This window comes from Methylobacterium sp. J-090 (genome assembly GCF_022829345.1).
GTDB lineage: Bacteria > Pseudomonadota > Alphaproteobacteria > Rhizobiales > Beijerinckiaceae > Methylobacterium.
In genome coordinates, this window is sequence record NZ_JAKSXV010000031.1 from 35,393 (window position 1) to 54,487 (window position 19,095).

Annotated in this window: 19 protein-coding genes; 9 read left to right on the forward strand and 10 right to left on the reverse strand. The window is 70.6% G+C overall.

What is annotated here, in order from left to right; translation table 11 throughout:
- Nucleotides 1-31: 31 nt before the first annotated feature.
- Together MKK49_RS04625 and MKK49_RS04630 are read left to right on the forward strand one after the other, a co-directional pair.
- Nucleotides 32-718: a helix-turn-helix transcriptional regulator gene (locus tag MKK49_RS04625; RefSeq protein ID WP_244026888.1), complete on the forward strand. Its 687-nt coding sequence runs from the start codon at nt 32-34 to the stop codon at nt 716-718.
- Nucleotides 719-822: 104 nt separating this feature from the next.
- Nucleotides 823-1,173 carry a lysozyme inhibitor LprI family protein gene (locus MKK49_RS04630; protein WP_244026889.1) on the forward strand — a complete coding sequence of 117 codons (351 nt, stop codon included), beginning with the start codon at nt 823-825 and terminating at the stop codon, nt 1,171-1,173.
- Here the strand turns inward: MKK49_RS04630 and hisG are convergent.
- Genes hisG through hemH form a run of 3 tightly spaced genes read right to left on the reverse strand, consistent with a single transcriptional unit; the run spans nt 1,170 to nt 4,453 of the window.
- The gene (hisG, locus tag MKK49_RS04635) at nt 1,170-2,144 is read right to left on the reverse strand and encodes an ATP phosphoribosyltransferase (RefSeq protein ID WP_244026979.1); all 975 of its coding nucleotides are present in this window, start codon (nt 2,142-2,144) and stop codon (nt 1,170-1,172) included. The genes MKK49_RS04630 and hisG overlap by 4 nt on opposite strands.
- A gap of 10 nt (nt 2,145-2,154) precedes the next feature.
- Entirely contained in the window at nt 2,155-3,324 is a 1,170-nt protein-coding gene (locus MKK49_RS04640; protein ID WP_244026890.1) for an ATP phosphoribosyltransferase regulatory subunit, read from the reverse strand.
- A 55-nt stretch (nt 3,325-3,379) separates the two neighbouring features.
- On the reverse strand, nt 3,380-4,453 hold the full coding sequence (hemH, locus tag MKK49_RS04645) for a ferrochelatase (RefSeq protein ID WP_244026891.1): 1,074 nt from the start codon (nt 4,451-4,453) through the stop codon (nt 3,380-3,382).
- A gap of 103 nt (nt 4,454-4,556) precedes the next feature.
- Here hemH and MKK49_RS04650 point away from each other — a divergent pair, with 103 nt between their 5' ends.
- The 4 genes from MKK49_RS04650 (at nt 4,557) to MKK49_RS04665 (ending at nt 8,440) form a co-directional block, all read left to right on the forward strand.
- A complete protein-coding gene (locus MKK49_RS04650) occupies nt 4,557-5,510 on the forward strand; it encodes a class I SAM-dependent methyltransferase (protein WP_244026892.1) in 954 nt (317 codons plus the stop codon).
- A gap of 73 nt (nt 5,511-5,583) precedes the next feature.
- Nucleotides 5,584-7,110 (forward strand): bifunctional metallophosphatase/5'-nucleotidase, encoded by a 1,527-nt coding sequence (locus tag MKK49_RS04655; protein ID WP_244026893.1) that lies wholly within the window; start codon nt 5,584-5,586, stop codon nt 7,108-7,110.
- 13 nt (nt 7,111-7,123) lie between these two features.
- Complete coding sequence (locus tag MKK49_RS04660) at nt 7,124-7,816, forward strand: uracil-DNA glycosylase (protein ID WP_244026894.1); 693 nt, start codon at nt 7,124-7,126, stop codon at nt 7,814-7,816.
- Between the two features lie 207 nt (nt 7,817-8,023).
- Nucleotides 8,024-8,440, forward strand: a complete 417-nt coding sequence (locus tag MKK49_RS04665) for a hypothetical protein (protein WP_244026895.1) — start codon at nt 8,024-8,026, stop codon at nt 8,438-8,440.
- A 41-nt stretch (nt 8,441-8,481) separates the two neighbouring features.
- Here MKK49_RS04665 and MKK49_RS04670 read toward each other — a convergent pair whose 3' ends face one another.
- Both MKK49_RS04670 and MKK49_RS04675 read right to left on the reverse strand, forming a co-directional pair.
- Nucleotides 8,482-10,155, reverse strand: a complete 1,674-nt coding sequence (locus MKK49_RS04670) for a formate--tetrahydrofolate ligase (RefSeq protein ID WP_244026896.1) — start codon at nt 10,153-10,155, stop codon at nt 8,482-8,484.
- A 221-nt stretch (nt 10,156-10,376) separates the two neighbouring features.
- On the reverse strand, nt 10,377-10,598 hold the full coding sequence (locus MKK49_RS04675; protein ID WP_244026897.1) for a heavy-metal-associated domain-containing protein: 222 nt from the start codon (nt 10,596-10,598) through the stop codon (nt 10,377-10,379).
- Between the two features lie 234 nt (nt 10,599-10,832).
- Between MKK49_RS04675 and MKK49_RS04680 the strand changes: the two genes are divergently transcribed.
- Together MKK49_RS04680 and MKK49_RS04685 are read left to right on the forward strand one after the other, a co-directional pair.
- Entirely contained in the window at nt 10,833-12,263 is a 1,431-nt protein-coding gene (locus MKK49_RS04680) for an EAL domain-containing protein (RefSeq protein WP_244026898.1), read from the forward strand.
- 87 nt (nt 12,264-12,350) lie between these two features.
- A complete protein-coding gene (locus MKK49_RS04685) occupies nt 12,351-13,238 on the forward strand; it encodes a TIGR01459 family HAD-type hydrolase (protein ID WP_244026899.1) in 888 nt (295 codons plus the stop codon).
- 6 nt (nt 13,239-13,244) lie between these two features.
- Here MKK49_RS04685 and MKK49_RS04690 read toward each other — a convergent pair whose 3' ends face one another.
- Nucleotides 13,245-13,778 carry a protein phosphatase CheZ gene (locus MKK49_RS04690; RefSeq protein WP_244026900.1) on the reverse strand — a complete coding sequence of 178 codons (534 nt, stop codon included), beginning with the start codon at nt 13,776-13,778 and terminating at the stop codon, nt 13,245-13,247.
- Between the two features lie 154 nt (nt 13,779-13,932).
- Entirely contained in the window at nt 13,933-14,316 is a 384-nt protein-coding gene (locus MKK49_RS04695) for a response regulator (RefSeq protein ID WP_018046001.1), read from the reverse strand.
- A 278-nt stretch (nt 14,317-14,594) separates the two neighbouring features.
- Here MKK49_RS04695 and MKK49_RS04700 point away from each other — a divergent pair, with 278 nt between their 5' ends.
- The gene (locus MKK49_RS04700; RefSeq protein ID WP_244026901.1) at nt 14,595-15,617 is read left to right on the forward strand and encodes a bifunctional riboflavin kinase/FAD synthetase; all 1,023 of its coding nucleotides are present in this window, start codon (nt 14,595-14,597) and stop codon (nt 15,615-15,617) included.
- 514 nt (nt 15,618-16,131) lie between these two features.
- On the opposite strand, the gene MKK49_RS04705 is transcribed toward MKK49_RS04700, so the two are convergent.
- The 3 genes from MKK49_RS04705 to MKK49_RS04715 form a co-directional block, all read right to left on the reverse strand.
- Nucleotides 16,132-16,899 carry an anti-sigma factor family protein gene (locus MKK49_RS04705; protein WP_244026902.1) on the reverse strand — a complete coding sequence of 256 codons (768 nt, stop codon included), beginning with the start codon at nt 16,897-16,899 and terminating at the stop codon, nt 16,132-16,134.
- 257 nt (nt 16,900-17,156) lie between these two features.
- Nucleotides 17,157-17,777, reverse strand: coding sequence for a sigma-70 family RNA polymerase sigma factor (locus MKK49_RS04710; RefSeq protein ID WP_244026903.1), 621 nt, complete (start codon nt 17,775-17,777; stop codon nt 17,157-17,159).
- Between the two features lie 108 nt (nt 17,778-17,885).
- Nucleotides 17,886-18,998 (reverse strand): patatin-like phospholipase family protein, encoded by a 1,113-nt coding sequence (locus MKK49_RS04715; RefSeq protein WP_244026904.1) that lies wholly within the window; start codon nt 18,996-18,998, stop codon nt 17,886-17,888.
- Nucleotides 18,999-19,095 lie beyond the last annotated feature (97 nt).

Below are 19,095 nucleotides of genomic sequence, written 5' to 3' on the forward strand. Positions count from 1 at the left end.
ACCCCTCCTGACAGTTTCCGGCAGTTGCGCGATGGCTCGAACCGATCGGCTCTTCCGTCTGCTTCAGGCGATGCGCGTGCTGCCCGCGCCCGTGACCGCCGCGCGGCTCGCCGAGGAGACCGGGGTCTCCCTGCGCTCGCTCTATCGCGACATCGACAGCCTGCGGGCGGCCGGGGCCCGGATCGAGGGCGAGCGGGGCTACGGCTATCGCCTCACCGAGGATTACGCGCTGCCGCCGCAAACCTTCGACCGGATGGAAATCGAGGCCCTGGCCCTCGGGCTCGCCGAGGTCCGGCATATGGGCGATCCGGCTCTGGCGGAGGCCGCCGCTTCGGTCCTCGCCAAGGTCGCCGCGACCCTGCCCGACGAGGGTGAGCAGCACCTGTTCCATGCCGTCTCGCACGTCTTCCGCCCCGAGGTGCGCTATCCGTCGAGCCTCGACATGACCACGATCCGCCGCGGGTGCTGGGCTGAAACGGCCGTCACCATCCGGTACGCCGACGGGGAGGGGGCGGTCACCGAGCGGACGATCCTGCCCCTCGGCATCGTCTATGCCGACCGGCGGCTCGTCGTCCTGGCGTGGTGCCGCCTGCGCGACGCGTTCCGGATGTTCCGCACGGATCGCATCCTGGAAGTCCGAGCCGAGGCGACGAGCTTCCGGCCGAGGCGCGCCGCATTGCTGCGCACCTACCTCGCCGAATTGCGGGCGCGCGCCTGAGGTATCGGGAACCCGGGCCGTCATCATGCGTGGTATGGGCACCAGCCGTCCGGCGAATGCGTCGCGGGCCGGGCGCCAGTTCGCGGGCCAGTTCAGGAGCACGCATGCCGACGATCCGCACCGCCGCCCTGGCCGCTTTCCTCGTCTGCGGACCGATCGGCAGCGCGGAGGCGGCGAGCTTCCCGTGCGACAAAGCCGAAGCGCCCGACGAGAAGGCGGTCTGCGCCACCCTCGCCCTCAACGACCGCGACGTGGAGATGGCGACCCGCTTCGAGATCCTGCGGGCCATGCTGCCCATGGGCGGCAACGCCAAGCTTCGCGAGGATCAGGAGGCGTGGCTGATGGAGCGCCGCGCCTGCGGGGCCGATGTCGCCTGCCTCACGCAGGCCTATGACGGCCGCCTGAAGACCCTGCGCGCGGTGTTCTCGGAATTCGCCAAGCAGGGGCCGCTCTAACCCAACCGGGCGAGAAGCCGGTCCATCAGCGGGTTGTCCGGGGTGAAGGCGTAGTCGATCTTGCGCACGCTCACCGCGCCAGCCCCGGCCTTCACCAGGGCGTCGGCGAGATCGAACACCGCGTTGACGGGACAGTGCAGCACCATCTCGCCGCGACCCTCCGGCGCCCCGTAGGGTAGCTCGGCGTCGTGCAGGGCGGAGATGCCGGCGAGATCGATGTCGCCGTCGTCGGGCATGGCGGCGCGGACCTCGCGGGTGGTGCGGGCCCGCTCCTCGGCCTGGATGCGGCCGAGCACGGCCCGCAGGGCGTTGCGCGGGCTGGAGCCCCAGGGGGCGTTGAGGGAGGCGACGAGGTTCGCCTCCGAACGCAGGATGATCCCGTCGTCAAGGATCTTCAGGGCGTTGGCGGCGAGCGTCGCGCCCGTGGTGGTGATGTCGACGATGATCTCGGCCGAGCCCGCCGCCGGAGCGCCCTCGGTGGCGCCGAGACTTTCCACAATGCGGTAATCCGCGACCCCGTGCTCGGCGAAGAACCGGCGGGTGAGGTTGACGTATTTCGTGGCGATGCGCAGGCGCCTGCCGTGGCGCACCCGCATCTCGGCCGCCACCTCGTCGAGGTCGCTCATGGCGCGCACATCGATCCAGGCCTGGGGCACGGCGACCACCACCGTGGCCTGGCCGAAGCCCAGCGGGGTCAGGAGTTCGACCTGCCCCCGCGCCTCGGGCAGGGATTCGCGGATGAGATCCTCGCCGGTGATGCCGAGATGGGCGGCGCCCGAGGCCAGCTGCGCCGCGATCTCGGAGGCCGAGAGATAGCGGACCTCGACGCCGGGCACGCCGACGAGCTTTCCGCGATAGTCGCGGGCGCCGGTATTCTGCGCGAGCTTGAGCCCGGCGCGGGCGAAGAAGGCGGCGGCGTTCTCCTGCAGGCGCCCCTTGGAGGGCACGGCGAGGACGAGGGGATCGGTCATCGGCGCCGGCTCAGCCATGGGAGGTTCGGGCATGGGAGGTGTCGGAAGGGGCAACCCGCGAGAGCCAGACGGCGCAGCCCACCGCCGGCACCGGGATCGGGCTGCCGAGGTGCTGCAGGAGGCCGTCGTAGCGGCCGCCGCCGACGAGGGGCGGCGTGGCGGGGCCGGCCGCCGTCACCTCGAAGATGAAGCCGGTGTAGTAGTCGAGGTTGCGCGCGAAGCCGCCCGAGAAGGCAAAGCGCTCGACGGCGAGGCCCCGGGCCGCCATGAAGCCCGTGCGCTCCTCGAACAGACTGAGCGCCGCCTCCAGGGGCGGATGGTCGAGGCCGGCTGCGCGGATGAGCTCGCGCATGGCCGCCGCCGCCGCGTCGGGATCGCCCGCGATGGCACGGTAGCGCTCGACGAGGGCGCGGTTCTCCGAATTGAGGCCGGCGCCCCCGCTCGCCTGGGCGGCGGCCTTCGACAGGAAGCGCTCGGCGATCTCGCCGGCGCTGCGCCCGCCGACGCGGGAGATGCCGGCGATGGACAGCACGTCCTCCACGAAGGCGCGCACGCCCTTGGGGTCCTGCCCCTGGATCGCGGCGAGCAGACCCGCGTGGGGGTCCTCCTGGCGCACGCCGTTGGTGACTTCGTCCAGCGACCGGCCGGCCGCGATGGCCCGCAGGGTTCGGCGCTTGGCGGCCGGGGGCACGGCCAGCGCGTCGAGGAGGGCATCGAGGAGACCCATGTCACCGAGGCGCACGGCGACGTCGCTGCGGCCCATGGCGGCGAGGCCCTCCAGGGCGAGGCCGAGGACCTCGGCATCCGCCGCCGGAATGTCCGTGCGGCCAATGGATTCGATGCCCGCCTGGAGGAACTCGTCCGGCTCGTCGCGACCCAGGCGGAACACCGGCCCGCAATAGCTGTAGTCGGCCGGTCCCACGGCGCCGTGCGCCAGATGGTGGCGGCAGACGGGAATCGTGAATTCCGGCCGCAGGCACAGCTCGGCGCCGCCGGCATCCTGGGTCACGAAGATGCGCCGGCGGATGTCCTCGCCCGACAGTTCGAGGAACGGTTCCACGGGCTGCAGCACCGGCGGGGTCACGGCGCCGTAGCCGGCATCCGCGAACTGGGCGAGCAGGCGCGCCGTACCGTGCGATTGTCCGCCGGCGATCGCGCTGCCGGTCTCCGGGTTCATCATGGGTCCGCCCGCCTCGTCATCGCGCCCTCGTAGCAACCGGAATCCGGCTTGGCGACTAGAGCCAGCCCTGCAATTCACGCCGGACCACGGTCTCAATCACCTTGAGGCCCAATGCGCCGTCGTTGAGGCACGGGATGTAGGCGAAGCGCTCGCCGCCATTGTCCTCGAAATAGTGCCGGTTCTCGCCGTCGAGCTCTTCCAGGGTCTCGAGGCAGTCGGCCGAGAAGCCGGGCGCCACGATGGCCATGCGCTTCACGCCGCTTTTCGCCAGCTCCTGCACGGTCTCGTCCGTGTAGGGGCGCAGCCATTCCTCGTTGCCGAAGCGCGACTGGAAGGTGGTGCGCATCCTGTCCGTCGAGAAGCCCAGGGCCTCGCGCACGAGGCGGCCGGTCTTCACGCATTGGCAATGGTAGGGGTCGCCCTTGAGGAGGTAGCTCTTCGGCACCCCGTGGAACGAGGTCAGGATCACCTCGGGCTCGAAGTCGAGCTTGGCCAGGCCCTCGCGGATCGAGGTGGCGATGGCCTCGATGTAGACCGGATCGTCGTGATAGGGCGCCGAGACTCTCAAGGTCGGCTGCCAGCGCATCTTCATCAGGGCCTTGAACGCCTGGTCGCAGGCGGTGGCCGAGGTGGCGGCGGCGTATTGCGGATAGAGCGGCACGAGGAGGATGCGGTCGCAGCCCTGGTCGAGGAGCGCCTGGATGCGCTTGTCCATCTCGGGCTTGCCGTAGCGCATGGCCCAGTCGACGACGACGTCGTCGCCCATGGCCGCCTGCAGGCCCTCGGCCTGGCCCCGGGTGATGGTCTTGAGCGGTCCCTCGTCGCGCTCGTTGTTCCACACGGAGGCGTAGTCGCGGCCCTTCGGCCCCGGGCGCTTCGTCAGGATGATGAGGTTGAGGAGTGGCCACCAGATCAGGCGCGGCACCTCGATGACCCGGCGATCCGACAGGAACTCCTTGAGGTAGCGGCGCATGGGCCAGTAGCTCGTGCCCTCGGGCGTGCCGAGATTGGTCAGGAGCACGCCGATGCGGCCCCAGCGCACGGGCGGATGCTCGGCGGGGAGCGGGGCGGTGCTGGTCTGGAGCGGCATGCTGTCCTGCAGGGACGTCGGGGCGACGCGTTCGGTCATCGGGTTTCCGGGTTCGCCGCGGGGGGCGACAAAGTTGTGTCAGCGGGGATATCTATCTAGAGCAGGCGGCCTGCCAGCATCACCCGATGGATTAGGGCGCGACATGCCGTCTCCCCGGTACTTCTTCAACCACTTCATGCCATTCACCGGCTATCCCTATACGGGTGCCCCGACGGCCTGCAATCTCTGCGGCTCGACGCGCAGCGTGACGGTGGCCGAGACCGACCGGCGGCTGAAGACCCTGCGCTCCATCGCCTGCGAGCAATGCGGCCTCATCCGCACGGACCCGATGCCGACCCCGGCGGAGCTGGCCGACTACTACGCCACCGCCTACCGGGCCGATTACCAGCTCGCCTTCGCCGGCGGGCCGCCGCGCAACCACCTCAATCGCTCGGCCCGCGAGGCGACCTTCCGTGCCGACCTCCTCGCGCCGAAGCTTAAAGCCGGCGCCCGCGTCCTCGATTTCGGCTCGGGCTCGGGCGAGTTCCTGGCCGCCGTCCGCGCCAAGGGCTGCGAGGCCATCGGGGTCGAGCCGGGCAGGGATTACGCCGCCTATGCCCGTACGCAGCACGGCGTCGAGGTGCTGGACGACGCCGACGACACGCGCTTCCCGGCCGGGCATTTCGACGTGATCACCACCCACCACGTCATGGAGCACCTGCGCGACCCCGCCGACGTGATGGCGCGCCTGTCGCGCTGGCTCAAGCCCGACGGCGTGCTCTACGCGGCGGTGCCGAACATGGCGGCCACGGGCAAGCCGCCGCACGAGCGCTTCCACTTCGCCCACGTCCACGGCTTCGTGCGCGAGACCTTCGACCTCACGGCGCGCCGGGCCGGCCTCGTGCCCCACCCCGAATACTGGCGCGAGGACACCACGGTGGTCTATGCCAAGACCGATGCGCCCATGGGAGACCTCGCCGTGCCGGGTCTCGCCGAGCGCCTCGCCGTGGACCTCAAGCCGATGCCGGCGGGCGCCTACCTCGCCTCGGGCGCCTGGATCTGGCCGATGCTGCGAAGGAACGCCAAGGCCGTGCGCGACACCTTCGTGGCACGCTGACGAGCCCCGTCGTCTTTCCGTCGCGGGAGCTGCCCTAGAACGGGAACCCCCAGCCGCCGCCGAGACCCTCCCCATGCCGCGCCCCAACCGTCGCCAGACCTTCGGCCTCGGGCTCGGCGCGGGTCTCGCCGCCGGGATGGGCTCCGAGGCCCGGGCGGCAGCCCCCGTCCCCGAACCGACCTTCACCCTGCTCCTCGTCAACGACCTCTACCGGATGTCGGAGACCGAGGGGCGCGGTGGCTTCGCCCGCCTCAACGCCATCGTGAAGGCCGAGCGGGCGCGCGGCGTGCCGCTCCTCTACGCGCATGCCGGCGACACCCTGTCGCCGTCCCTGATGTCTGGTTTCGACCAGGGCGCGCACATCGTCGAACTCCTCAACATCGCACCGCCCGACGTGTTCGTGCCGGGCAACCACGAATTCGATTTCGGCCCGGCGATCTTCGCCCGGCGCATGGGCGAGGCGATTTTTCCGGCGTTCGCCGCCAATCTTCGCGATGGCGAGGGGCGCCCCCTGCGCGGAATTCGCGACCGGACCCTGGTGACCCTCGGCGGCATCCGGGTCGGCGTCGTCGGCATCGCGCTCGCCGGCACGCCGGACAAGTCGCAATCGGGTGACCTGCGCTTCGCCCCCGAACTCGAGACCCTGGCGCGCGAGGCGGAAAGCCTGCGCACGGAAGGCGCCGACCTCGTGGTCGGCGTCTGCCACACGGGGCGGGTCACGGACGAGGCCATCGTCGCCGGGCGCCTCGTCGACATCCTCCTGTCGGGCCACGACCACGATCTGGCGCTGCGCTACGACGGTCAGACCGTGATGGTGGAATCGAGCTTCGACGCGCATTTCGTCACCGCCATCGACGTCACCGTGACGGTCACCGGGCCGGGCAAGGCCCGGACGGTGACCTGGCGCCCGAACTTTCGCGTCTATGACTCCGCCAGCGTCGTTCCGGACCCCGAGACCCTCGCGGTGGTCCGGCGCCTCGAAGGGGACCTGTCGCGCGAACTCGACGTCGCCGTTGGCGAGACGCGCCTGCCGCTGGACAGCCGCATCGCCGCCGTGCGCATCCGCGAGGCGAGCTTCGGCAACCTCGTGGCCGACGCCCTGCGCGCCGGCACGGGGGCGGATCTGGCCATCACCAACGGCGGCGGCATCCGGGGCGACACCCTCTATCCGGCCGGCCGCGTCCTGACGCGCCGCGACATCCTCATGGAACTGCCCTTCGGCAACACCACGGTCCTCGTCTCGCTCACCGGCGCGCAGATCCGCGCCCTCCTGGAGACGGGTTTCGCGGAGTTCGGCCGCCCGGCGGGACGCTTCCCGCACGTCTCGGGCCTCGTCGTCACCGTCGATCCGACCGCCCCGGTCGGGTCCCGCGTCGTCGCCCTGAGCCACGACGGCGCGCCGCTGGACCCGGACAGGACCTACACGGTGGCCTCGAACAACTTCCTCTACGACGGCGGCAACGGCTACGGCGAACTGGCCAGGGGCCGCACCCTCATCGGCCGCACCGACGGCACCCTCGTCGCCAACGCGGTGATGGCCTACATCCGGGCCAACGCGCCCCTCGCCGTTCTCTCCGAGGGGCGCATCCTGACGCGCTGAGGATGTTTTGCCGATGACAGGCCCCGTCGCCGACGCCCTCGCGCGGTTTCGCCGCTCGGGCTCGCCCTGGCTCGATCTGCCGTTCTTCGCCGCCGGCGCGGCCGACACCGTGGCGATGCGGGTCGATGAGCGCATCGCCGAAGGCCTCACCGTGCTGCCGGCGCCGGAGAACATCTTCAACGCCCTGGCGCTGACGCCCCTCGACGCGGTCAAGGCGGTGATCTTGGGCCAGGACCCGTATCCGACGCCGGGCGACGCCAACGGCCTGGCCTTCTCCTATGTCGGGTCGCGACGCCTGCCGGCCTCCCTCAAGGTGATCCTCGCCGAACTCCCCGAGGCGCCGGCCAAACCGACCCGCGGCGACCTCACCCCCTGGGCGCGGCGCGGCGTCCTGCTGCTGAACTCCGCCCTGACGGTGGAGCAGGGCAAGTCCGGCGCGCACCTGCGCTACGGCTGGGCTTCGCTCACCGATCAGGCGGTGGAGGCCGTCTCGAAGCGGACGGCGCCGGCGGTGTTCCTGCTGTGGGGCGCCCAGGCCCGGGCGCGCGCCGCCCTCATCGACACGGAGCGCCACGGCGTCATCGAATCCGGCCACCCCTCGCCCCTGAACCGTCAGCGCGACTTTCCGGGCTCGCAGCCCTTCGCGGCGGCCAACGCCTGGCTGGTGGCGCACGGTGTCGCGCCCATCGATTGGAGTCTGGCCTGATACAGGCTCCGCTCGATTAGAGCGGGGGCTGTATCGGCGAGCCCGCGCGGCATCCGAGCGAGCGAAGCCCAAATCCGCCATCCCGAAGGGATCGAGCGGATTTCGGATGAGGCGACGCGGCCCCTTGGAGGCGGGGGGACGCCGTTCTATCTCCGGCGGGCGCATAAGCGGAATTTAAGAAGCCGCCGCACTCCGAGGAAACGCCCGATGCCCGCACGCCCCATCCTTGCCCTGAGCCTCGCGCTCGCCCTGCCGGCCGCCGCGCAGGCCCAGATCCGCAACGCGCCCCAACCCCGGGCGCTGGAATTCGCCGCCTACATCTTCGCCGCCGCCAATGTCTGCGGCTACCGCATCGGTGCCGATCAGTTCGACGCGCTGCTGGAAAAGCAGGGGACGCGCGCCGCCGATGTCGGCCCGCGCGGGCCGTTCGGCGGTCGGGTCCAGACCATCTTCGCCCTGATGTCGAACCAGATGCAGCTCAACCGCGAGAAGGCATGTCTGGCTGTGGCCGGCGAGTATGGCCCCGAGGGCAACATCACCAAGAACGTGCTGCTGCCGCCGATACCGGCCGGTGCTCCGAACGAGACCGCCCCGGCGGAGACGGCGCCGCAGCCCGCGCAGTGAGAATTAGCCCGGAGGCCCCTCGGGGCCTCCGGACGTCGGGCCTAGAACAGGCCTTCGATCTGGCCGTTGGCGTCGAGGTGGATGCCCTCCGAGGCCGGAACCTTGGGCAGGCCCGGCATGGTCATGATCTCACCGCAGATCACCACGACGAAGCCGGCACCGGCCGAGAGCCGCACGTCGCGCACCGCGATGACGTGGCCGTCGGGCGCGCCCATGAGGTTCGGGTCGGTGGAGAACGAGTACTGGGTCTTGGCCATGCAGACGGGCAACTGGCCGTAGCCGTCCTTCTCGAACTGGGCGAGCTTGGTAGCGGCCTTCGATTCCACCTGAATGTCGGCGGCCCCGTACAGCTTCGTCGCGATGGTGCGGACCTTGTCGGTGAGCTTCGATTCGGTCTCGTACGCGAAGGTCAGGGGCTTCTGCTCGCCCTCCGCCAGCTTCACCACGGCCTGGGCGAGTTCCTCGGCGCCGGCGCCGCCATCCGCCCAATGCTTGCAGGTGATGGCCTCGACCTGGAGCCTGTCCCGGCACAGTTCCTTCAGCTTGGCGTGCTCGGCGTCGGTGTCGGCGTAGAAGTGGTTGACGCCGATGACGACCGGCAGGCCGAAGCTCCGGACGTTGGCGACGTGGCGGGCGAGGTTGGCGAAGCCCTTCTCCAGGGCCTCGAGGTTCTCGGAACCGAGTTCCTTCTTCGAGACGCCGCCATGCATCTTGAGGGCGCGCACGGTGGCGACGATCACCACCGCCGAGGGCTTCAGACCGGCCTGCCGGCACTTGATGTCGATGAATTTCTCGGCGCCGAGATCCGCGCCGAAGCCGGCCTCGGTGACGACGTAGTCGCCGAGCTTGAGGCCGGCGCGGGTGGCGATGACCGAGTTGCAGCCGTGCGCGATGTTGGCGAACGGGCCGCCATGGATGAGGGCGGGGTTGCCCTCCAGGGTCTGGACGAGGTTCGGCTGAAGCGCGTCCTTGAGCAGCACCGTCATGGCGCCGGTCGCCTTCACGTCGGCCAGCGTCACCGGCTTGCGGTCGCGGGTCTCGGCGATGACGATGCGGCCGAGCCGCGCCTCCAGATCGTCGAGATCGCGCGCGAGGCAGAACACCGCCATGACTTCCGACGCCACGGTGATGTCGAACCCGTCCTCGCGCGGGAAGCCGTTGGCGACGCCGCCGAGCGATTGGGTGATCGAACGCAGGGCCCGGTCGTTCATGTCGACCACGCGGCGCCAGTGGATGCGGCGGACATCGATGTTGAGCTCGTTGGCCCAGTAGACGTGGTTGTCGATGAGGGCGGCGGCCAAGCTATGGGCCGACGTGATGGCGTGGAAGTCGCCGGTGAAGTGCAGGTTGATCTGCTCCATCGGCACGACCTGGGCCTTGCCGCCGCCGGCCGCGCCGCCCTTCATGCCGAAGCAGGGACCCAGCGACGGCTCGCGCAGGCACATCACGGTCTTCTTGCCGATGCGGTTGAGCGCGTCGCCAAGGCCCACCGTCGTGGTGGTCTTGCCCTCGCCAGCCGGGGTCGGGCTGATGGCGGTGACGAGGACCAGCTTGCCCTCGGGCTTGCCCTCGAGGCCCTTGATGAAGCCGTGGTCGATCTTGGCGATGTGCCGACCGTAATTGTGGAGCGCGTCCTCCGGGATGCCGATCTTGGCGGCGACCTCGGTGATCGGCTTCAGGGTCGCCGCGCGGGCGATCTCGATGTCTGACGGCATGCCTCGTCTCTCCCGATTTTTTTCTTCGCGCCGAAGCGCGCGTTTGGCGTGTGCGGTTCCGGCACCGTGAGGCGCGCGCGGAACCGCACTGTGTTCGATCACACCAGTTTGATGGAAGGGGCAAGGAAAAGCGCTTGGGAAATTTTCAACGCGCGGACAAAATTTCGTTTGGGATCAGCGGTCCCGCAACCGGTCCCAATCCTTCCACCGGTCGGAGTCCTTCAACTGATCATGGCCGTGGCCGTGTAGCCGGCCTGGGTCAGGATTTCGGCCACGGTTCGGCTGTGCTCGCGGGTGGTGACGGCGACGCGGCCGTGGTCGAGGTCCACCGCCACCCGGGCATCGGGGTCGAGGCGCAGGATCGCCCGCCGCACGGCCTCGGCACAGCCGTCGCAAGTCATCCCGTCCACCTGGATCAGCAGATCCGATTGTCTCGTGTCCATGGGCCTTGGGACCTTTCCGCGTCGCGCGCCCCGGCGGCCATGTTGATCCGGCGCGGAGGCGATGCAAGCGCGGAGGCGGAAAGCTCAGGTCACACAGGGGAAAAATCGCCGTGGGCCACGGGCCGTGCGTCTTGTGAGGACCCGGCGTCTCGGCGACAAAGAGCATTCAGGCCGGCGCCGTCCCGCGGCACCGGCCTCGAAATCGCAGATGCGTTCTGAGGTGAGATCATCCCGATGGCCCGGATCGTCGGCCGGCGTGGCGGCCCGTGGGTCCTTGGTGTCCTGGGACTCGGCGCCCTGGTGCCGTTGTCCGTCTATGCCCCCCTCAGCGGTGCGTTCGCACTGGCCACGGCCGCTGGTGCCGGCGCCCTCCTCGCCCATCGCCGGGCGAAGGTCCTGGCCGCCCGCTGCGACAAGCTCTCGGGCGAGGTCGATGTGCTGTCCCAGCGCCTCCTGCGTCTCGAATCCGTGACCCGCCTCATCGCCGAGCAGCAGGTGCGCGCCAATGGGGCCGGTCCCGACGCGAAGGCCGGTGCCGACACGGCGGCGCTGGCCGCCGGCGTCGAGGAGGTCACCGCCGAGATCGGTCTCCTCAGCGGCATCGTGCGCGAACTCGCCGCCGTGGTCGCGGCGCAGGACGGAGAGATCGCCGGCCTGAAGGTGGTGCCCGTGCCCCCGGCGCCCAAGCCGCTGCCCGTCGCCCCCGAGATCGTCGTGGTTCCCCGGCAAGGGCCGCCTCCGGCCGCGCCGTGGACGCCGCGACCTCTCGATGTGGCCGCCCGCGCGGTTGCGTCGCGCGAGGCGGCCCGCGAAGGCGCGATCCTGGCGGCCTTCGACGGGATCGGCCTCGAGGTCCACCTCCAGCCCGTGGTCTCCCTGCCGCAGCGCAAGGTGATCTCCTACGAGGCGGTGGCGCGCCTGCGCGTTGCCGGTCCGGGCGATCTCCCGTCCGGCGACCTCCTGGCGCCCGACGCCTTCCTGCCCATCCTCGAGCGCCACGGCCGAACCACCGACCTCGATCGCCGGATGCTCCAGCGCACGGCCACGGTGGCGCGCCATCTGGCCGGACGCGGCAGCCGGGCGGCCGTCGCCTACGGCCTGTCGCCGCTCTCCCTGTTCGAGCCCGGCTTCCTGCGGTCCCTGGGCCGACTCGTGGCCGACGAGCCCGAACTCGCCGGCCGCCTCGTCGTGGCCCTGCCGCAGACGAGCTGGCGCAGCCTCGATGCCGAGCAGGCCGGAGCCCTGGCCGACCTGCGCGATGCCATCGGCTTCACCCTCGACCGGCCGGTGGACCTGCGCCTCGATCCGTCCGCCCTGGCCGATCGCGGCGTGAGCCAGGTGAAGGTGCCCGCCGACATGCTCCTGCGGCCCGGCACCCATCAGGCCATGCCCGACCTCGCGCTCGAGGATCTCGTCGCTGCCCTGGGCCGGGCCGGCATCCAGCTCGTCGCCGACCGCGTCGAGCGCGAGACCGACGTGCCGGATCTCATCGACCTCAACGTGCCGAGAGCGCAGGGGACGGTGTTCGCCCCCGCCCGCGCCGTGCGCGCCGAGGTGCTGGCCGCCCCGCCGCCGGCGCCCGAGCCGGCCCCGTCGGCGGGCGACGAGCCCGAGCCGCCGCCCCAGCGTCGCCCGTTCCGGGATTTTTTGCGACGGGCCGGTTAGGGGCCCGCCCGATCCGCCAGCGTTGATTTCACCCGCGTCCACGCCTAACCGGGCGGCGAACCATACCCCGACGCCGCAGGCCCCCGCATGACCGACACCGTGCCCACGATCCCAGGGCTCAACGCCATCGCCGACCGCTTCGACGTGATCCTGTGCGATGTCTGGGGCGTGCTGCACGATGGCGTGCGTGCCCATGCCGGCGCGGGCGAGGCCCTGATCCGATTCCGTGGCCTGCCCGGTGGGACGCGTCCGCGCCGGGTGGTGCTGGTCTCCAACGCGCCCCGCCCCTGGGCCGGGGTCCAGGCGATTCTCGACGGATACGGCGTGCCGCGCGAGGCCTACGACGCCATCCTGACCTCGGGCGATCTCACCCGCAGCCTCCTCGCCCAGACGCCGGGCGCGCGCATCCATCATCTCGGGCCGGAGCGCGACGCGCCGATCTTCGACGGCCTCGACATCCGCCGCGTCACCGCCGGGGAGGCGGAGGCGATCGTCTGTACCGGCCTGTTCGACGACACCCGGGAGACGGCCGACGATTATCGCCCGGCCCTGGAGGAGTGGCGCGCCCGCGACGTGCCGATGATCTGCGCCAACCCCGACCTCGTGGTCGAGCGCGCCGGATTGCTGATTCCCTGTGCCGGCCTCATCGCCGAGGCCTATGCGGCGCTCGGCGGCCGGGTCACCTATGCGGGCAAGCCGTATCGGCCCGTCTACGCGGCGGCCCTCGACATGGCCGGCGCCCTCGACGGCCTCGCGGCACCGGCGCCCGCGCGGGTTCTGGCCGTGGGCGATGCCCTGCGCACGGACATCGCCGGTGCATCGGCGTTCGGACTCCCGAACCTCCTCGTCGCGCGCGGCATCCATGCCGAGGAACTGGGGCTCGCGGCCGAGGCGGCCGCCCTCGGCGACGTCGCCGAATGGCTCGGCCGTCAGGCCGTGCGGCCGGACGCCATCATCGAGCGTCTCGTCTGGTAGACGTGTTCAGGCGAACATCGCGTCGATGGCGTCCTGTGCCGTCGCCGGTCCGTTGATCTGCGGTCCGTTGAGGATCAGCAGCTCGCTGCGCACGCGGCGCTCGACCTCTTCCGGATCGATGCCGCCCTCGTCGCGGGCCTTCACGGCTGAGGCGAAGCGCGACAGGCGGCTCTCCAGCTGGCGCAGGGCCTCGACGACCTTGGTGATCCGCTGGCCGGTGATGTCCTGGAAGGTGCAGGCCTCGAAGATGTCGTTCATCCGCGCCTCGACGGCGGGGCGATAGTTCTTGTCGTCCGGCAGGCCGAGGATCTCCTCGGCCGCGTTCATGATCGAGTTCGTCGCCCCCGCCGTCGCCGCCACCACGCAGCCGAGTTCCTCGTGGGCCATGGGCAGACGATCACGCGTCAGCTCGTTGGCCCGCAGGGCGGCGATCTCGGTGCGAAGATGCGCGATGTAATCTGCGATCTCTACGAGCTCCCGAACCAGGGACGGTTTCTCCGGCGCGGTGTTCGCCTTGCGCGCCCTGTTTGCGAGTGCCATCGACTCCCGCCTCCCCTGTGCCGTTCGTTCACGCGACGTGTTGGCGTGTGTGCGCCTCGGGCGACCCCCGCGCGATCCGCTCCGGATGGCGGGGGCATTCGTATCAACGCGACACGGCCGGGCCGAGACGCGAACCGACTGATCGGCGCCCGCGTCAGGCGCCGCAGACCGCCTCGATCTTGCTCTTGAGCGTCGCGGCGTTGAAGGGCTTGACGATGTAGTTGTTCACGCCGGCCTTCTTGGCGGCGATGACGTTCTCGGTCTTCGACTCGGCGGTGACCATGATGAACGGCGTGGTGCGCAGGGCCTCGTCGGCCCGCACGTGGCGCAGCAGCTCGTAGCCCGTCATCGGCTCCATGTTCCAGTCGGAGATCACGAGGCCGTACTTGCGGTTCTTGAGGCGAGCGAGGGCGGCGGTACCGTCGGAGGCGTCGTCGACCTCTTCGAAACCGAGCTGCTTCAGGAGGTTGCGGATGATACGGACCATCGTCTGATAATCATCGACGACGAGGATCGGCATGCCGAGATCGAGGGCCATGGATGCGTGTGCTCCGTCAGGTCGAGGCCGATGCGCTCACGCCGCGGCGGCTCGGGATTGGGCCGGGGCAAATCGATGTTCGTGCCCCTTGATCGTGAAACTACGGCCCATCGACTTGCGAAGCGGTTAACTGCGGCGTCGTGTCGGCATCCCGGAGCGAGGCGTGCCGGTGCGGGGCGTGGTCGTCGCTTGACCCTCCCGGCGGATTTCGACAGGTTCCGCCGCCGACGCGGCGCGTCGGACCCGCGTCCACCGAGCCACAGCACCGTTAGGATAAGATGCCGCCCGGCGACAGGACAGCCTTGCCGGACCCGATTCCCGCGCCGGGCCGGCGTTTCACGGTCTGTCGCGAGGATGAGCCCGTGCCATCGGCCATCGCCGGCGCCATCGCGGCCATCGGCAATTTCGACGGCGTCCATTTCGGGCATCGCGCCCTCATCGCCGCCGTGCGCGAGACCGCCGCCGAGGCCGGCCGGCCGGCCGTGGCCCTGACCTTCGAGCCGCATCCGCGGGCGTATTTCGCGCCGCATCTGCCGATGTTCCGTTTGTCCGACGCGGCGGCCAAGGAGCGGGTGTTCGCCCATCTCGGCCTCGACGGCCTCATCGTGCGCCGCTTCGATGCGGTGCTGGCGGGGACCGGCGCACGGGCTTTCGTCGAGTCCCTGCTCGTGCGCGACCTCGGCCTCTCGGGCGTCGTCGTCGGCCACGACTTCCATTTCGGCCGCGGGCGCGAGGGCACGCCGGCCGTCCTGGCCGACCTGTGCGCGGGCGCAGGCCTGAGCTGCCGCGTCATCCCACCCGTATCCCTGCCACCCGTTTCCCCGGAGGATGCGATGGAGCCGGTCTCATCGAGTGCGATCCGCACGGCCCTGGCCGAGGGCGACGTCGCCCGGGCCAACGCGCTGCTCGGCTATCGCTGGTTCGTTTCGGGGAATGTGCAGCACGGGGACAAGCGCGGGCGCACCCTCGGCTACCCCACGGCCAATGTCGCGCTTCCCGCCTGCGGTCTCGCGCACGGGATCTACGCCGTGCGGGCGGCCCTGCCCGACGGCGGCCTGCGGGACGGGGTTGCGAGCTACGGCCGCCGGCCGACCTTCGACGACGGGGCGCCCCTTCTCGAGGTCAACCTGTTCGATTTCTCCGGCGACCTCTACGGCCAGGCCATCACGGTGGAATTTCTGGGCCATATCCGTGGCGAGGAGCGCTTCGAGTCGGCCGAACACCTCATCGCCCGCATGGATATCGACGCGGCAGAGGCGCGCGCGATCCTCGCCGCCGACACCGTCCCGTCCATGCTGTAGGCTTTTGGTCCCGTCTCGACGGGGCAGGCGATCGGGGCCCGCTCGTCCGTCCGGCGGTTTCGACGCGGCACCCCGTACCGATCACGGTTCATTAACCATCCGGGCGCATTCTCTCGCTCATCCCGGACGCGGCTTCGCTCCACGGCCGGAGGAAACCACGAGGCCGGGACGGATGACGCCGGATGTACGCGCATCCGTCTCCCGGCTCCCGTGGTCATGATGTCGGGATGCGACGCCCCGGGCAGACCCTCTCAGTTTCGCCGAAGTTCGGGAGCTCACTCGGACACACGGATCGGGCTCCCGCCGGAGCCGCGACCTTCCGCTCACGAAGCAGGTACCCCGATGGTCAAAACTCTGATGGTCGTCCTGACGGTTGTCGTTGTCCTTGCCCTCGCCGCCGCCGTGCGGGTAGTGCTCCTGCCGTTCCGGAGCATCCGGACCCTGGCACGCCGGCGCCTCGCCGCCGCCTGAAACCCGCGCGCGGTCACAATTCGGGACCGGCGGGTCGCGGCCCCTACAGCTTCGTCGGATTCGCGGCCAACCGCCGGGCGGCGACCTGAAGACCGGCATGATCGCGGCTGCCGCTCAGGGCGTAGGCCGTGCGGCCGACGATCCAATAGGCGGTCTCGCCATCGCCGGGACTCGCCACCTCGCCCTCGCCCGGACCGGCCTTGCCGCCCTGGGTCGCGAACAGGGAGAGTTCGCCCAGGGCCCCGGCATCGATCACCACCTCGACGCCCGTGCCGTTCCGGGCGGGTACGATCTGCACGTCGCGCACGGTCCAGTCGCCCGGGAGATCCGGGAGGGCGATGCCCGTGGCCCCGGCGATCCCGGTGCGGTCGTAGGTGGTGGTGCGCTGCGCGGCCAGCCGCCCCCGGATCTGCGCCGCCTCGCGGGCGTTGCGGGCGTCGGCCACCAGGGTCGGATCCACCGGAGCCGCGAAGGTGTCGGGCACGCCGAGCAGGAAGCTGTCCGAATGGGCGAGCCACCCGGCGCCCACCAGCAGGGCGATCACGGCGGCGCGGCGCAGACGGTCGCCGACACGGCGCCAGGCCAGGGACCGGTCGAGGCGTCGGGCCGCGGCGCGGTTTCGCTCCGGCCCCGGACCGGGCATCCGGGCGAAGGCCTCGCGCAGGGCATCGCGATCGTGCATCTCGGCCATGACCCGGGCCGCGATCTCGGGATTGCGCCCGAGGTGGGCCTCCACGTCGAGGCGTCGCATCACGTCGAGCTGCCCGTCGACGAAGGCGGTGAGATCGGTGTCTGTGATCGGGTCGACCATCGCTGTCGCTTCCATTCGGTTCTGGCCTGCGCCTCGGCGCCGATGGTCTTCCGGCCAGATCGGTCGGTCCGTCACCGCGATGGCGACGCCTTCGGCTCTGTTTCGGGGACGGCGAGCCTATCACGGGACCCGAAAGACCCCGTTGACGACGCACCGACCCTTGTCCTTCGATTTTCATGGGCCTGGATGATCGGCCCGGAAACCCGATCCGGCCCGCTGCCGGGCCCTGTCCTGGTACGGACTTCTCCGGGGGCCGATCAGCTCTTTCCCGCGGCCCGTCCGCCGAGCCCGGCGCCCGCGCTCGCCTCAGCCTGCTGGGGCACCAGACGCAGGCGCGGACGCTCCGGCGGCGGGCGGCTCTGCTGATCCGGGGGGGCGCGCTCGCCCTCCTCGAACGCCCTGAGGGCGGCACGGCCGCGGCCCAGCCGCGACATCAGGGTGCCGATGGGGATGCCGAGGACCGCGGCGGCATCAGCGTAGGCCATGCCTTCCAGGGTCACGAGATGAAGGGCGGCGCGCTGCTCTTCCGGCAGGGTGAGGAAGGCGCGGCGGATCTGGGCGAGGCGGACCTGCGCCTCCTGGGCCGGCTGGGCGACCTCCTCGCTCATCTGCACCAGGGCATCGGCGTGGCGCGATTCCACGCGCCGGCGGCGCTGCTCGTCGATGAAGACGTTGTGCAGCACCGTCATCATCCAGGTGCGCAGGTTGGTGTTCGGCCGGTGGATCTGACCGGATTCGAGGGCGCGCACCAGGGCATCGTGCACGAGGTCGTCGGCCCGCAGGCTGTCGCGGGTCAGCGATCGCGCGTAGCGCCGCAGGGGCACCATGAGATCGACGATGGAGGTGGCGGAGCCGGGCCGGATCGGTTCGGTCGTCATGAGAGTACAACGCGCGAAGCGGCGGGATTAATCCCGTCCGCCCGCGAATGTCGCCGTGCCCGCGCGTGCCGCCCCGATCGACGGGACATTCCTACCGGCGGGCCATTCTCACTGATAGGTCGCCTGGAGGTTCAGACTGCAGGTCCGCCCGACCTGATCGTAGGTCTCGGCGAGCCAGGCCTGGGCCGCGCCCCGGCCCTTGTCGCGCAGGCGCTCGAACACCCGCCAGCGCGCGTCGAGGCGCGAGGAGGCCTGATAGTCGTCGAGCGCCCCGGTGCCGTCGATGCGATGGACGTATTGCGACTTGTAGCCGCCCTGGCCGAGCACGCCCTCCGCGATGAGGCCGTCGAGAAAATCGATGGCGCGCAATTCGCGCATGAGGTTGGCGTTGAAGGTGATCTCGTTGAGCCGGTCCTGGATCTCCTGCTGCGTGCGCGGGGTCTCGCGCCGCTCCACCGGATTGATCTGCACGAGGAGGATGTCGCGGGTCTCCGCCCCCCGATACAGGGGATAGAGCGGCGGGTTGCCGAGGTAGCCGCCATCCCAGTAGGGCACGCCGTCGATCTCGACGGCCTGGAACACCGTCGGCAGGCAGGCCGAGGCCATGAGGTGGTCGACCTTCAGATCCGCGCGCTCGAAGACCGCGAGCTTACCGGTCCAGACATTGGTGGCCGACACGAACACGGCCGCCGTCTCGGCCTTGCGCAGGCGCTCGAAATCCACCTGTGCGGCGAGCGCCTTGCGCAGGGGATTGTAGTTGAGCGGGTTCGACGCGTAGGGGCTGGTCTTGATCACCCGGCCCCAGAACTCGACGACGGGATTGTCCTTCCACAGGGCGAAGAGACCGTTCAGGGCCCCGCGCTGGGCTGGCCAGAGATCGCTGTCGAGGCTCACTTCGCGCCAGAATTTCTCCAGGGCTGTGCGCGCGCCGTCGGGGCCACCCTCGAGCCAGCCGTCGACCATCACCACGGCGTTCATGGCCCCGGCACTGGCCCCCGTGATCGCCTCGAAGCCGAGGCGCCCGTCCTCGATCAGTGCGTCGAGGACGCCCCAGGTGAAGGCGCCGTGCGCACCGCCGCCCTGCAGCGCCAGGGCGACGGTCTTCTCCGCGCGCGGGCCGGCGAGCACGCGCGTCGGCGCGGTGGCATGATCCGGGCACGAGCCACCTGGGCCGATATCGGCCGGCGAATCGATGGGTGCTTGCTGGTTCGCGTCGAGCATGGGGCCTCCAGGACGGATGGTGCACCGCAATATATGATGCGACAGGGCAACAATCGGGCCGGGATGCGCCGGGTTCCCTCATGCGGACGCAGTGCAG